Genomic DNA, 12668 nt, shown 5'->3' on the forward strand with positions numbered 1-12668 from the left:
AAGGCCGATGCGTCTGCCGCCGATGCGGCCACACACCGCGATACGCTGTCGGACCACGAAATCGACACGGTGGCTGCGCAGCTCAACGTCAAGCGCGAGGAAGTCATCGAGATGGAAACCCGCATGTCGGGCGGTGATGTGCTGCTGGACCCCGCACCCTCGGACGATGGCGAACAGGCTTTTGGGCCAATTGCCTATCTGGCCGACGCCTCGCACGAACCTACGGCCATGATCGAGTCGCGCCAGCGCGATGCCCTGGCCACCGATGGCATTGCCACGGCGCTGGACAGCCTGGACGACCGCAGCCGCCGCATCGTGGAAGAGCGCTGGCTCAAGGTCAACGATGACGGCACGGGCGGCATGACGTTGCACGAGCTGGCAGCTGTGTATGGCGTGAGCGCCGAGCGCATCCGGCAGATTGAAGTGGCTGCAATGAAGAAGATGAAGAAGGCGCTGGCGGAGTACGCCTGAGCCTGAGAGCGGCGGGGTTAATATCCCCGGCTGCAGAAGTTGCCTCACGGGGCCCCAGTTCTGGGGCCCCGTGTCGTTTTGGCCCCTGAATGTTCTTGTTGAGGAGACCCCTTCCCATGTTGTCGTCACGTCCTGTTGTGTCCCGCCGTGCGTCTACGCTGCTGATTGCGCTAGCAGCCGCCTCCCCCTGGGCCCTGGCCCAGAACGCCGCCAAGCCCGGCGCAGCAGCAGCAGCCGCGCCCCTGACCTGGCCCACCAAGCCGCTCAAGATCATCGTGGGCTTTCCGGCCGGGTCTTCGCCCGACCTCACGGCGCGCACGTTCAGCGAGCCGCTGTCCAAGGCCCTGGGCCAGCCGGTGATCGTGGAAAACAAGGTGGGCGCAGGCGGCAATATTGCGGCTGATGCCGTGGCCAAAGCGCGTGATGACCACACCATCGGCCTGATGATCAACGGCAACATGACAATTGCCAAGCTACTGAACCCGGCCGTGCCCTACGACCCGCTCAAGGACCTGGCACCGCTGAGCCTCATCGGCACATCGCCCCTGATCCTGACAGCGCCCGTGAGCCAACCCGGGGTGCCCGCCAACAGCAGCGCCCGCGACTTCTTTGTGGCAGCCCGCAATGGCGGCGACAAGTGGAGCTATGGCACGCCCGGCGTGGGCACCGTGGGCCACATTGGCACCGAGCTGCTCAAGTCGCGCAGCAACATCAATCCGGTGCATGTGCCCTACCCGGGCTACCCGCAGGTGGCCACCGCCATGCTGGGCGGGCAGTTGCAGATGGCCTTGCTGCCCCCCGCCCTGGCGCAGGCCCAGGTGCGTGCGGGCAAGCTGCGCGCGATTGGCGTGACGTCTTCCGGGCGCAGCCCGCTGGCGCCCGATGTACCCAGCCTGGCCGAGGCCGGCATCAGCAACTTCAACCTAGAAATCTGGAACGCCTTTGCGGCGCCTTCGACCCTGCCCAAGCCGATCCAGGCCAAGCTGGCAGCGCTGATCAGCGAGATTGCGCGCAGCGAAGAGGTGCGCGGCAAGCTGTTCCAGCAGGGCTGGCAGACGGTGGGCTCGTCGCCCGAGGGGCTGGCCAACCGCGTGAAGGCCGACACCAACTTGCTGGGCGGCGTAATCGCGATGCGCGGCATCAAGGCGGAGTAAATCTGCGCGACGGAAACGTCGCACACCTTTGCTGCTAGCAAACATCAGCCCGGGTCTGGCCGATGCGCCTGCCCGGGTTTTTTGTTGCAGGTGCTGTCAAACCAGCAGGCGGGCTGGCTGGCGGGCCCGCAGAAACCTCAACCCGCCTCGGCCAGCAGTGCCTTGACGTCTGCCGCCAGGGCCTGCGCGCCACTGCCATAGCGGTTGTAGATACGCAGGCGCCCCGCCGTGTCATACACGTAGCTGCCAGCCGAGTGGTCCATGGTGTAGCTGGTGGGCGTTTTGCCATCGACCTTCTTGTAGTAGATCTTGAAGTCCTTGGCGACCGCAGCCAGTTGCTCTGGCGTGCCATACAGGGCCAGAAAACTGGGATCGAAATTGGCCATATAGGCTTTGAGCACTTCCGGCGTATCGCGTTCGGGGTCTACCGTGACGAAGATGCCCTGCAGGCGGTCGCCGTCCTTGCCCAGCATCTTCTTCACCTCGGCCAGCTCTTGCATGGAGGTGGGGCACACGTCCGGGCACTGCGTGAAGCCGAAGAACACCACCACCACCTTGCCCGCAAAGTCCTTGAGGTGTCGCGCCTGGCCGTTGTGGTCGGTCAGCGGGATGTCACGGGCATAGTCCGCACCGGTGATGTCCACGCCACGAAACTCTGCCTTTTTCTCGGAACAGGCACTAAAAATGCCCACAGCGCTTATAGATAAAGCGCTAACAGCTATCGTTTTAAGAGCATTTCTTTTCAACATGATCATGGCGGTCTTCACAGCACGTAGTGGTCCACCAGGAGGGCGGCAAACAGGGCGCTCAGGTGGATGAGGGAAAAGCGGAAGGTCTTGCGCGCGAGCGCGTCCGAATAGTTGCGCCACAGGGCAAAACCGTAGCCGCAGAAGCCTGCGCTCAGCACCACTGCAGCGGCCAGGTAGATCCACGAGCTCATGCCGTAGACGAAGGGCATCAGGCACCCGGCAAACAGGATCAGGGTGTACAGAAACACCTGCAGGCGGGTGAACTCGTTGCCATGGGTCACCGGCAGCATGGGCAAGCCAGACTTGCGGTAGTCCTCCACCCGGTACAGGGCCAGCGCCCAGAAGTGAGGAGGCGTCCACAGAAAGATGATGAGGAACAGGATGAGTGCTTCCGGGCCGACATCGTTGGTCATGGCCGCCCAACCGAGCACGGGCGGCATGGCGCCTGACGCACCACCAATCACAATGTTCTGCGGCGTGAGGGGCTTCAGAATCACTGTGTAGATGACCGCATAGCCCACAAATGTGGCGAACGTGAGCCACATCGTGAGAGGGTTCACCCAGAAGTACAACAGTGCGGACCCCGCACCACACAACACGGCAGAAAACAGCAGCGTCTGGGCGTTGGACAGCTGGCCCTTGGCCGTGGGACGCCAGGCGGTGCGCTTCATCTTGGCGTCGATGCCTTGCTCCACGATGCAGTTGAAGGCGGCGGCAGCGCCCGCCACCAGCCACACCCCGGCACAGGCCAAGGCCATCAGCCCAAGTTGCGAGGCCGACGGAAGCCCAGGCACAGCCAGCACCATGCCAATGAGGGCACAAAACACAATGAGCTGGACCACGCGCGGCTTGGTCAGCGCATAGAACTGCGCAATGCGCGACGGCGTAGAAACAGCGGCGGGGGCAGCAACACTCATGCGGAAACTCTCGATGCACCCGAAGGTGCGGAAAACTCTTGCGGCGCGGACACCGCGCGGCTGGACACCAAGGCCCAGGTCAACACCACCACCAGCGCCGCAGCGCCACCGGTATGCAGCACGGCGGCCAGCAGCGGCCAGTCCAGCACCACGTTGGAGAGGCCGGTGGCCAGTTGCAGCAGCGCCAGCGCGGCCAGCCAGCGGGACTGAACCCGGAGCACGCCCGCCTGGCGAAGGCGCCAGCAAACGATGCCCAGGGCCAAGAGGACCACATAAGCCATGAGCCGGTGTACATAGTGGATGGCTGTGAGCCCGGCAAAACTGATGTGGCTGCCGTCCTGCAGCATACCCAGCGCGCGCCAGACCTGAAAACCCTGGCCAAAGTCCATGGCTGGCCACCAGCTCCCCTGACAGGTAGGAAAGGTGGTGCAAGCCAGCACCGCGTAGTTGGTGCTGACCCAGCCACCCAGCACCACCTGCACCGCCACGAGCACGCCGGTGATCACCAGGCCCCAGCGCAACCCGGTGGAGACACGCACAGGCAGCTTGCCCTGGGCGCTCTGGGTGTGGCGTACTGCTTGCACACACAGCAGCGCCAGCAGCACCAGCCCGCCGATGAGGTGCAGCGTGACGATGGCCGGAAAGAGTTTCATCGTCACCGTCAGCGCCCCGAAAGCCCCCTGCAGACACACCCAGAACAGCGTGAAGGTGGGCCACCACGGGCTGATGGGGGGACGCTCGCCCCCCATACGCAAGGCCTTGCGGTGCTGAACCCACGCCGACACAGTGAGCACGATGATGAGCACGCCCACGCCCGTGGCCAGGTAACGGTGGATCATTTCAACCCAGGCCTTGCCATGGGTCACAGGGCCCGTGGGCATGGCCTCCTGGGCCGCCGCGATCTCGGTGCGCGCCCCCACGGGGCTGGCGCTGCCGTAGCACCCAGGCCAGTCGGGGCAGCCCAGGCCCGAGTCGGTCAGGCGGGTGAAGGCGCCAAAAAGCACCAGATCAAACGTCAGGAACAGGGTGAGCACCGTGAGTGCCTGCAGGCGCCGCATGGGGGAGCTGTTGCGGTTGCGCCAACCCACCCAGGCGAGCGGCCCGAGCGCAATCAGCACGCCCAGCAGCATCAGCCGGGCGATGGGCGCCAGATCGTAGAGCGGCTGTGGGGTGTCCATCACGGCTTCCCGGGACGCCCGGCCTCATCCCATGACGAGGACGCACGCAACAGGCGTTCAAGATCCCGCTTGGCCTTGGCCGCGCCTGCCGCGTCCATGGCTGCCGGAAAACGCATCATCCAGTTGCCCATGGGGTCCACCACATACAGGTGGTCCGCGATCTGGTGCCCCTCGGCAGGCGCAAGCCACGCATTGAGTGCAGAGGCATCCATGCGCAGCACCGTCGCTTTCTGCAATGCGGGCGTGAGCTCAGGTGGCACGTTGGTAGCGTCGTTCACCAGCCAGACCCAGTCCACGCGGTCTTTCTCCTTGCCCACACTTTCGCGCAGTTGCCGCTGCAGGTACAGGTGCTTCTGGCAGGCGGCATCACAGGCCCCGCCCGCAACGCTGACCAGAAGCCATTGCCCCTTCAGCGAAGCCAGGGGAACGGCCTTGCCATCGAGTGCCGTGGCGCTCAGGTCCGGCAGGGTGCGCTGCGGGTTGATCAACTCGCCATAGTTGCGCCGGCCTTCGGGGCGGATGACGTAGTACGTGAAATACGAGGCGATGACCGGCGCCGCGCAGATGAGCAGCACGCCCAGCATCTTCAAACGCCCATGGCGCGTGCGCTGCGTCAGGGCCACGGCGCCCGCCGCTTCGGGCAGCGTGTGCACGGTGAGCCCCAGGGGATGGTCCCCCTGGGCTTCAGGCGGCAGGGTGGCTGCGCGGGCGAATGAACCGTCGGACGATTTGGAACCAGACATAGAGAAGTGCAATCAGGCCGCAGAGCCCGAACCATTGAAATGCGTAACCGTAGTGTTTGTCGACGCCTGCCCCGACCACGGGCCAGTCGCGTTGAAGCCCCTCGCCTGCTTCGCCCGTCTGCAGCACCGTGAGGTGGGCAAGCGCCAGACCGGTTTCGGTGCGAAACGCTGCCAGGTCGAGATTTTGCCGGATGCGAGAAGACCCCTGAGCACTGTCGGCGCCCTGGAACTCATACAAACGTGAAGGCGCGGGCGCCACACGGCCCTGCACCCGCACCGTCACATCCTGTGGCGTCTGCACCTGTGGCAGCCGCGTACGGTCCTGGAAATTGCGCTGCGCCCAGCCACGCTGCACCAGCACCGCCGCGCCACTTTGCCCTGCCAGCTGCAATGGCGTCACCACAAAAAAGCCCGGGCGCCCGTGCATCTGGCGGTTGTCGAGGTACACCGTGTGCTCCGACAGCCACCGCCCCTCCAGAACCACGGCACGGTGCACCAACGAAGAGGCGTCCTTCGAGGATGGATCTGCCACCGTAGCAGCAAGCAAGGCGCGGCCGTCAATGGCAGGCATGCGCCCCCGTTCGTCCAGCGCGGCCTGAAGCGCCTCTTTTTCGGCTGCGCGCGACAGCTGCCAGCGGCCCAGCGATGCAGTGACCAGCATGCCCGCCACTGCGGCGAGTGTGATCAACCAGAAACGCAGGCCTGCGGGACGGCGGAAAGTGGTCACGGGATAATGTGCTCCATGAAATACCTCGTAGTGCTGGCGTTCATCGCCATTCTGGCCAGCCTGGCATCCGCCCTGTTCTTCATGATGCGCAATGGACGCGATGACAAGTCCAAGGGCAACCACATGGCCAAGGCGCTGGCCGTGCGGGTGGGGATCTCCATCGTGCTGTTCCTGTGTATCCTGGTCGCCTGGCAGCTGGGCTACATCCAGCCTACCGGCCTGCCGGCAACCGCCCGCTAACCCCCTCCAACCGTGGCGAGCAGCACGCCGCCAGCGATGGACCAGGGTCTGCGCTGACAGCTTGCTTGCCAACAAAAAAAGCGCCGCGAGGCGCTTTTTTTACACGGCAGGCGCGGTTTACATCCAGTAGACCAGCACGTACAGACCCAGCCACACCACGTCCACAAAGTGCCAGTACCAGGCAGCGCCCTCGAAACCGAAGTGCTTGTCGGCCGTGAAGTGGCCCTTTTGCAATCGCAACGTGATCACCAGCAGCATCAGCATGCCCAGGAACACGTGGAAACCGTGGAAGCCGGTCAGCATGAAGAACGTCGAACCGAACACGCCCGAGTTGAGCTTGAGGTTCAGGTCGGTGTAGAGGTGGTAATACTCATAGCCTTGCACCAGCAGGAAGACAAAACCCAGCAGCACGGTTGCCCACATGAAACCAATCGTCTTGCCACGCTGGTTCTCGCGCAGGGCGTGGTGTGCAATGGTGAGTGTCACACCCGAGGTCAGCAGCAGAGCCGTATTGATGGTGGGCAGCCAGAAGGGGCCCACCGTTTGGAAGGGCTCGACGATGCCAGCCGGCGAACCGGTCACGCCAGCAGCCAGACTGGGCCAGACCGCCTTGAAATCAGGCCACAGCAGTGCATTGTCCAGACTTCCCAGGGCAGGTACAGAGTGCGAACGCGCCCACCACAGGGCCGTGAAGAACGCGCCGAAAAACATCACCTCCGAGAAGATGAACCAGCTCATGCTCCAGCGGTACGACAGGTCGATCTTGTGGCCATACAGGCCACCTTCACTCTCACGCACCGCATCGCCGAACCATTGGTACAGCGTGAACAGCCACCACACCAGGCCCAGCGCCAGGGAATACTTGCCCCAGTCGTGGCCGTTGATCCACTGCCCTGCGCCCAGAATGACGAAGAACAGGCCTGCAGCCGCCATCACAGGGTGACGCGACTCGGCAGGCACATAGTAGTACGGGGTTCCGCCGTGGGTTGATGCACTCATTTCAGCTCCTGACTCTCAAAATCTTTGTTTTCAGTATTTGTTCGTACCAACCAACACACACTCACACGATCCAGTTCACCAGCCCGATCAGGCCGATGACCAGCAGAAAGACCGCGATCAATCCCACCACGATGATGTGCAGTGGGTTGAGTTTTTCGACATCCTGCTGGTATTCGCTGCCCTTGCGCAGGCCGATCAGCGACCAGGCCACGGCGCGCACGGTCCGCAGCAACGAGCCTTTGCGCGCATGCGGCTTCACCACGGGCTGCTCCAGTGGGGTATTCATGAGCCAGCCCCTTCCAATGAGGAAATGGCCGGAAGGGATACATCCACGGCTGCTGTGGACTGCGGTGCTGCGGGTGTCTTGCCACCCACTTCAAAGAACGTGTAGGACAACGTAATGGTCGTCACGTCCTTCGAAATACGCGGGTCAATCACAAACGCCACCGGCCATTCCTTTTTCTCGCCGGGCTCCAGCGTGTACTGGTTAAAGCAGAAGCACTCCAGCTTGTTGAAGTGCGCAGCAGCCTGGCGGGGCGCGTAGCTGGGAATGGCCTGCGCAGCCATGCGGCGGTTCTGGATGTTCTGAAACTGGTACATCACCGTGGTCAGCTCACCCGGGTGGACCTGCACCGATCGCTGGGCAGGTTTGAAATCCCAGGGACCCCGCGCGTTGGCATCAAACTCCACCGTGATCGTACGGGTCCTATCCACCTGCGTATTGGCAGGAACCTTGACATCCTTGCCCGCCACGCCGTTACCAGGCACCTGACGCTCGGAGAGCGACAGGATGTTGATGCCCGTCATCTCGCAGATGTGCTTGTAGATGGGAATCAGCACATAGCCGAAGGCGAACATGCCAGCCGCGATCACGACCAGCTTGCCGACCATCTTGGCGTTTTCGCGGTGCAGGCTCATGGCAGGTGTGGACTCAACGGGAAAGGAAGAACACCTTGGCCATGAACCCGACGAAGAACACCACCGCAATCGACGCCAGGATCAGCGCCATCCGCAGGTTGCTCTTTTTCTGCTCGGGTGTCATGGTCGTGATCCTCAGCCGATCACACGGGTGGCCGTGGCATCCAGCTTGGGTGGATTCTCAAAAGTGTGGAAAGGCGCTGGAGAGGGAACTTCCCATTCCAGACCTTCAGCACCGTCCCAAGGCTTAGCAGCTGCCTTTTCACCCTTGCCACGCATGGCAGGAACAATCACCGCCAGGAAGAAGTAGACCTGCATCAGACCGAAGCCCAGCGCGCCGACCGAGGCAATCGCGTTGAAGTCAGCGAATTGCATGGGGTAGTCGGCGTAGCGACGGGGCATACCGGCCAGACCCAGGAAGTGCATGGGGAAGAAGGTGATGTTGAACGTGATCAACGAGCCCCAGAAGTGGATCTGGCCGCGCGTTTCAGAGTACATCACACCCGTCCACTTGGGCAGCCAGTAGTACACGCCAGCAAACATGGAGAACAGCGAGCCAGCCACCAGCACATAGTGGAAGTGAGCCACCACGTAGTACGTGTCTTGCAGCTGGATATCGATAGGGGCCATGGCCAGAATCAGGCCGGTGAAACCACCCATGGTGAACACGAAGATGAAGCCCACCGCAAACAGCATGGGGGTCTCAAAGGTCATGGAGCCGCGCCACATGGTGGCGATCCAGTTGAAGATCTTCACGGCCGTGGGCACAGAGATCAGCATGGTGGCGTACATGAAGAACAGCTGGCCCGTCACGGGCATGCCCGTCGTGAACATGTGGTGGGCCCACACGATGAACGACAGGATGGCGATGGACGACGTGGCGTACACCATGGAGGCGTAGCCGAACAGCTTCTTGCGGGCAAACGCAGGCACGATCTGGCTGATGATGCCGAAGGCCGGCAAGATCATGATGTACACCTCGGGGTGGCCGAAGAACCAGAAGATGTGCTGGTACATCACCGGGTCACCGCCGCCAGCGGGGTTGAAGAAGCTGGTGCCGAAGTGGCGATCCGTCAGCGTCATGGTGATCGCGCCAGCCAGCACGGGCATCACGGCGATCAGCAGGTAGGCGGTGATGAGCCAGGTCCAGGCGAACATGGGCATCTTCATCAGCGTCATGCCGGGTGCGCGCATGTTTAGGATGGTCACGATGATGTTGATCGAACCCATGATGGACGAGGCACCCAGGATGTGCATCGCGAAGATGCCGGCATCCATGGAGGGACCCATCTGCAGCGTCAGCGGCGCATACAGCGTCCAGCCTGCAGCAGGAGCGCCGCCGGGCATGAAGAACGATGCCACCAGCATGATGGCCGCAGGGATCATCAGCCAGAAGCTGAAGTTGTTCATGCGGGCAAAAGCCATGTCGGATGCGCCGATCTGCAGCGGGATCATCCAGTTCGCAAAGCCCACGAAGGCCGGCATGATGGCGCCGAACACCATGATCAGACCGTGCATGGTGGTGAGCTGGTTGAACAGCTCGGGGTTCACCAGCTGCAGGCCGGGCTGGAACAGCTCGGCGCGAATCAGCAGCGCCAGGACGCCGCCCACCATTAGCATGGCGAAGGCAAACAGCAGGTACAGGGTACCGATGTCCTTGTGATTGGTGGCATACACCCAGCGGCGCCAGCCGGTGGGACCATGGTGCCCATGGTCGTCGTGTGCGTGGTCGCCCGCATGCCCGTGGTTGTCGAGAACTGCACTCATCTTGGATTCCTCAATACGTTAGGGCGCTGATTACTTGCCGCGCTGGGCCACGATTTCAGCAGGCTGCACCAGCTGGCCGGTCTTGTTGGACCACGAATTCTTGGTGTAGGTGGCAACGGCTGCGATATCGGTATCGCTCAGCTGCGCCCACGCAGGCATGGCACCATTGGCTGCGCCCTTGAGCAGAACCTGGATCTGCTTGACATGGTCCGCGTCCAGCACGATGGCCGAACCGTCCAATGGCTTGATGGGGCCAGCGCCCTTGCCGTTGGCCTGGTGGCAGGCTGCACAGTTGGCGGCATACACCTTCTCGCCACGCTTCATGATGTCGTCCAGCGCCCAGACCTTGGTGGGGTCGTCCAGCTTGGCCGCAGCCTTCTTCTTCTGATCAGCCACCCAGGCGGTGTAGTCCTCAGCAGACACGACCTTCACATGGATGGGCATGTAAGCGTGCTCCTTGCCGCACAGCTCGGCGCACTGGCCGTAGTAGTCGCCAATCTTCTCGGCGCGGAACCAGGTGTCGCGCACAAAGCCGGGGATCGCATCCTGCTTGATGCCGAAGGCGGGCACCATGAAGGCGTGGATCACGTCGTTAGCCGTCGTAATGATGCGGATCTTCTTGCCCACCGGCACCACCATCGGGTTGTCCACCTTGAGCAGGTAGTCAGTCGGCGCATCCTTGACATTGCCGCTGTCGGACATCACGCGGTGGCTGCTGTCCAGCGTGGAGATGAAGGCCAGGCCCTCGCCTTCGCCGGTGATGTAGTCATAACCCCACTTCCACTGGTAGCCCGTGGTCTTGATGGTGAGGTCGGCGTTGGTGGTGTCCTTCTGGGCCACCAGCACCTTGGTGGCAGGCAGGGCCATCAGGATCACGATGATGAACGGAACAATGGTCCAGACCACTTCCACCGTCACGGATTCATGGAAATTGGCCGACTTGGCGCCCTTGGAACGGCGGTGTTTCCAAATCGAGTAGAACATCACGGAGAACACTGCAACAAAGATCACCGTGCAGATGATCAGCATCATCCAGTGCAGAAAATGTTGCTCTTCTGCGATCTTGGTGACCGGGGGATGCAGGTTCAGCTGGTTGACTGCAGGGCCGCCAGGCAGGTCCTGAACGGCATGGGCTGCGGAGCCCACCCATGCACCGGCAATCAGCAGCAGAGAAGCCAGCTTGTTGGAAATGCTCTTCATAGTTCTCACTTACTTCTAAGCCTCAATTTAACCAATCCCTTTCGCGCGCCTGCGTGGGGTCAGGCTGCGCGCAAGGCCATGCGGATCTCCGATGCCAGAGCCGGTCGAAGTTCGGGGCGCATGAAGCGCCCCACTTCGACCGTACGGCCCTGCGCAGACAGCATGATCAGCGAACGGTCTCCAGACTTGGGCTCTACGCGAACCCAACTCCGGTCAAACTCGGCGCGCTCCAGCTTGCCTGCTGTCTCCAGTTCCACCACAAGGCGCGAACCTTGCAGCGAAATCCTCTCGCCATCCGCCGCATGGCGACCGTACATGGCGAATGCAATTCCTACAGCCACCATCTCCAGCCACGCAAAGGGCATGACCAGGCGGGCACCGAGTATCCAGAAGCACGTTGCGATACCCAGGGACACCACACACAAGGACAGATACATCCAGCCCAACTGCACCGGCGTGACCGAACAGTTGCGAACGAGACGCCAGTCAATGCGTTGACCCGACACCGTGGCAAAACGAAAAACCAAGCCCGTCACCAGAAGTGCTCACAAGACTGCCTGCTGGGTGCCTGTCATGCCCAAGGCAAGACAGGCGCAGCCCGCAAAGTTGCGCGGGAAGATGCCCGAAATCTCAATAACCCGGAATTGTAGCGTGCCTTGTTCCATATCATTGACACGCCGTTACAGGCTAGTTCTCTTTGCCGCCCTGGCGCAACAGGGTGCGCATGTCCTGCAGCGACACAGCGCTGCTGGAACTGACGCGCACCCGAGGCGCGGGCTTGAACGCATGGCCATAAATGATTTCGAAAGTCAGTGCCAACTGACCACCTTGTTGCGGATCTGCCAACCGGTCGGACAGCACTTGGTAGAGCTTCTCGCGCCAGCGCCGACCGCGCAATGAGGGAAAGCGATCAGGGTGCAGATTGCAACCCAGCTCGCGCAGCTCTTGAACCAGCCGCTCGGGCGTGGCAAACGTGAGCGTGATGCGCTCCATGTCCATCACCGGTTCGGCAAAACCGGCATGCACCAGCATGTCACCCCAATCGTGCATATCAGTGAAGGCATGCCCGGCCGGGGGCCAGCCCAGCTCGGCATACACCGCATGCAGTTCTCGCAGGGTATCGGGCCCCAGGCACGAGAACATCAGGTAGCCATCCACCGCAAGGGCACGGTGCCATTGCGCGATCAGCGCCTGCGGGTCGGCTGCCGTGTGCAGCGCCATGTTGGCCCACAGCATCTGCACACTCGCATCTGCTGGCATACCCAGCTGGGGGTTGCCTGCGCTCCAGCGCGCAGGGCTCCACCACGGCTTGGCCAGCGCCTGCCGGGCAGAGTCCTCGCAATGGGCTGCCGTTTCGTAGATCTGGCAACGCGCTTTGGGATAGCGTGCGCTCACCAGCGCATGCGCCTGCAGGCCGCCACGCACCGCGTCCCAATGGCACCAGGATTCAGGGGCCTGGCGAATCCATTGCAAGCGGTCCTCCATGCGGCGGGCGACTTCTTCATGAAGCCAGGGAGATACTGCGGGGGCTGCTGCATGCCAGCGGGCCGCAGCAACGGGATCAATGGTGGGGGGGCGCTCGGAGGACGTCATGGGCCGCGCGAG

Annotated in this window: 16 protein-coding genes (1 of these 16 only partly in view); 3 read left to right on the forward strand and 13 right to left on the reverse strand. The window is 62.5% G+C overall.

Annotation, left to right across the window (positions count from 1 at the left end; all coding sequences use genetic code 11):
• Window positions 1–471: the final stretch of an RNA polymerase sigma factor RpoH gene (rpoH, locus tag EXV95_RS10925; protein ID WP_176886825.1), read on the forward strand. Its footprint begins 471 nt before the window's first position; only the last 471 of its 942 coding nucleotides appear in the window; its start codon lies beyond the left edge, outside the window; it ends in the stop codon at window positions 469–471.
• Between the two features lie 116 nt (window positions 472–587).
• Window positions 588–1625, forward strand: coding sequence for a tripartite tricarboxylate transporter substrate binding protein (locus EXV95_RS10930; RefSeq protein ID WP_176886826.1), 1038 nt, complete (start codon window positions 588–590; stop codon window positions 1623–1625).
• Between the two features lie 137 nt (window positions 1626–1762).
• Here the strand turns inward: EXV95_RS10930 and EXV95_RS10935 are convergent, their stop codons facing one another.
• From EXV95_RS10935 to EXV95_RS10955, 5 genes are read right to left on the reverse strand one after another with little or no spacing between them, the layout of a single operon-like run.
• Complete coding sequence (locus tag EXV95_RS10935) at window positions 1763–2374, reverse strand: SCO family protein (RefSeq protein ID WP_370460245.1); 612 nt, start codon at window positions 2372–2374, stop codon at window positions 1763–1765.
• A 14-nt stretch (window positions 2375–2388) separates the two neighbouring features.
• The gene (gene cyoE, locus EXV95_RS10940; protein WP_055398593.1) at window positions 2389–3291 is read right to left on the reverse strand and encodes a heme o synthase; all 903 of its coding nucleotides are present in this window, start codon (window positions 3289–3291) and stop codon (window positions 2389–2391) included.
• Window positions 3288–4469, reverse strand: coding sequence for a heme A synthase (locus tag EXV95_RS10945; protein ID WP_176886828.1), 1182 nt, complete (start codon window positions 4467–4469; stop codon window positions 3288–3290). The genes cyoE and EXV95_RS10945 overlap by 4 nt, the downstream gene beginning before the upstream one ends.
• A complete protein-coding gene (locus EXV95_RS10950) occupies window positions 4469–5212 on the reverse strand; it encodes a hypothetical protein (protein WP_176886829.1) in 744 nt (247 codons plus the stop codon). Before EXV95_RS10950 ends, EXV95_RS10945 begins: the two co-directional genes overlap by 1 nt.
• Window positions 5154–5939, reverse strand: coding sequence for an SURF1 family protein (locus tag EXV95_RS10955; RefSeq protein ID WP_176886830.1), 786 nt, complete (start codon window positions 5937–5939; stop codon window positions 5154–5156). Before EXV95_RS10955 ends, EXV95_RS10950 begins: the two co-directional genes overlap by 59 nt.
• Window positions 5940–5954: 15 nt before the next feature.
• On the opposite strand from EXV95_RS10955, the gene EXV95_RS10960 reads away from it, so the two are divergent.
• A complete protein-coding gene (locus EXV95_RS10960; protein ID WP_055398589.1) occupies window positions 5955–6179 on the forward strand; it encodes a twin transmembrane helix small protein in 225 nt (74 codons plus the stop codon).
• A gap of 117 nt (window positions 6180–6296) precedes the next feature.
• Here the strand turns inward: EXV95_RS10960 and EXV95_RS10965 are convergent, their stop codons facing one another.
• From EXV95_RS10965 to EXV95_RS10995, 8 genes are all read right to left on the reverse strand, one after another.
• Window positions 6297–7178 (reverse strand): cytochrome c oxidase subunit 3, encoded by an 882-nt coding sequence (locus EXV95_RS10965; RefSeq protein ID WP_055398588.1) that lies wholly within the window; start codon window positions 7176–7178, stop codon window positions 6297–6299.
• A 61-nt stretch (window positions 7179–7239) separates the two neighbouring features.
• Window positions 7240–7464: a DUF2970 domain-containing protein gene (locus EXV95_RS10970; RefSeq protein ID WP_055398587.1), complete on the reverse strand. Its 225-nt coding sequence runs from the start codon at window positions 7462–7464 to the stop codon at window positions 7240–7242.
• Window positions 7461–8096 carry a cytochrome c oxidase assembly protein gene (locus tag EXV95_RS10975; RefSeq protein WP_055398586.1) on the reverse strand — a complete coding sequence of 212 codons (636 nt, stop codon included), beginning with the start codon at window positions 8094–8096 and terminating at the stop codon, window positions 7461–7463. The genes EXV95_RS10970 and EXV95_RS10975 overlap by 4 nt, the downstream gene beginning before the upstream one ends.
• A 13-nt stretch (window positions 8097–8109) precedes the next feature.
• Entirely contained in the window at window positions 8110–8220 is a 111-nt protein-coding gene (locus EXV95_RS24810) for a cytochrome oxidase small assembly protein (protein WP_212742253.1), read from the reverse strand.
• An 11-nt stretch (window positions 8221–8231) separates the two neighbouring features.
• A complete protein-coding gene (gene ctaD / locus EXV95_RS10980; protein WP_055398585.1) occupies window positions 8232–9863 on the reverse strand; it encodes a cytochrome c oxidase subunit I in 1632 nt (543 codons plus the stop codon).
• A gap of 30 nt (window positions 9864–9893) precedes the next feature.
• Complete coding sequence (gene coxB, locus EXV95_RS10985; protein WP_055398584.1) at window positions 9894–11063, reverse strand: cytochrome c oxidase subunit II; 1170 nt, start codon at window positions 11061–11063, stop codon at window positions 9894–9896.
• Window positions 11064–11122: 59 nt separating this feature from the next.
• Window positions 11123–11599, reverse strand: a complete 477-nt coding sequence (locus EXV95_RS10990; protein WP_121420957.1) for a DUF2244 domain-containing protein — start codon at window positions 11597–11599, stop codon at window positions 11123–11125.
• Window positions 11600–11750: 151 nt separating this feature from the next.
• Window positions 11751–12656 carry a class I SAM-dependent methyltransferase gene (locus tag EXV95_RS10995; protein WP_055398582.1) on the reverse strand — a complete coding sequence of 302 codons (906 nt, stop codon included), beginning with the start codon at window positions 12654–12656 and terminating at the stop codon, window positions 11751–11753.
• Window positions 12657–12668 lie beyond the last annotated feature (12 nt).

It is taken from the genome of Acidovorax sp. JMULE5 (assembly GCF_013376875.1).
Classification (GTDB): domain Bacteria; phylum Pseudomonadota; class Gammaproteobacteria; order Burkholderiales; family Burkholderiaceae_C; genus Acidovorax; species Acidovorax facilis.

Bases quoted from the DNA above. Each gene is read 5' to 3' on its own strand.
- EXV95_RS10950 (WP_176886829.1), bottom strand. From the start codon at position 5,212: ATGTCTGGTTCCAAATCGTCCGACGGTTCATTCGCCCGCGCAGCCACC.
- EXV95_RS10960 (WP_055398589.1), top strand. From the start codon at position 5,955: ATGAAATACCTCGTAGTGCTGGCGTTCATCGCCATTCTGGCCAGCCTG.
- coxB (WP_055398584.1), bottom strand. From the start codon at position 11,063: ATGAAGAGCATTTCCAACAAGCTGGCTTCTCTGCTGCTGATTGCCGGT.
- EXV95_RS10995 (WP_055398582.1), bottom strand. From the start codon at position 12,656: ATGACGTCCTCCGAGCGCCCCCCCACCATTGATCCCGTTGCTGCGGCC.
- EXV95_RS24810 (WP_212742253.1), bottom strand. From the start codon at position 8,220: ATGACACCCGAGCAGAAAAAGAGCAACCTGCGGATGGCGCTGATCCTG.
- EXV95_RS10970 (WP_055398587.1), bottom strand. From the start codon at position 7,464: ATGAATACCCCACTGGAGCAGCCCGTGGTGAAGCCGCATGCGCGCAAA.
- EXV95_RS10935 (WP_370460245.1), bottom strand. From the start codon at position 2,374: ATGTTGAAAAGAAATGCTCTTAAAACGATAGCTGTTAGCGCTTTATCT.
- ctaD (WP_055398585.1), bottom strand. From the start codon at position 9,863: ATGAGTGCAGTTCTCGACAACCACGGGCATGCGGGCGACCACGCACAC.
- EXV95_RS10930 (WP_176886826.1), top strand. From the start codon at position 588: ATGTTGTCGTCACGTCCTGTTGTGTCCCGCCGTGCGTCTACGCTGCTG.
- EXV95_RS10945 (WP_176886828.1), bottom strand. From the start codon at position 4,469: ATGGACACCCCACAGCCGCTCTACGATCTGGCGCCCATCGCCCGGCTG.
- cyoE (WP_055398593.1), bottom strand. From the start codon at position 3,291: ATGAGTGTTGCTGCCCCCGCCGCTGTTTCTACGCCGTCGCGCATTGCG.
- EXV95_RS10965 (WP_055398588.1), bottom strand. From the start codon at position 7,178: ATGAGTGCATCAACCCACGGCGGAACCCCGTACTACTATGTGCCTGCC.
- EXV95_RS10975 (WP_055398586.1), bottom strand. From the start codon at position 8,096: ATGAGCCTGCACCGCGAAAACGCCAAGATGGTCGGCAAGCTGGTCGTG.